The organism is Oceanospirillum linum (assembly GCF_001995095.2).
In the GTDB taxonomy this organism is placed as follows: domain Bacteria; phylum Pseudomonadota; class Gammaproteobacteria; order Pseudomonadales; family Halomonadaceae; genus Oceanospirillum; species Oceanospirillum linum.
The window spans coordinates 1-255 of sequence record NZ_MTSD02000277.1; the positions used below are offsets into that span (position 1 = coordinate 1).

A 255-nucleotide genomic window follows, 5' to 3' on the forward strand; every position below is an offset into this window, starting at 1 on the left:
TGACGGGCGGTGTGTACAAGGCCCGGGAACGTATTCACCGTGACATTCTGATTCACGATTACTAGCGATTCCGACTTCATGGAGTCGAGTTGCAGACTCCAATCCGGACTACGACCGGTTTTGTGGGGTTAGCTCCATCTCGCGATATTGCAGCCCTCTGTACCGGCCATTGTAGCACGTGTGTAGCCCTACTCGTAAGGGCCATGATGACTTGACGTCGTCCCCACCTTCCTCCGGTTTGTCACCGGCAGTCTC

1 rRNA gene is annotated in these 255 nt (G+C 55.3%); it reads right to left on the minus strand.

The annotated features are described in order from the left end of the window. Window positions 1-255: ribosomal RNA gene (locus BTA35_RS17625) — 16S ribosomal RNA — on the minus strand; the annotation flags it as partial.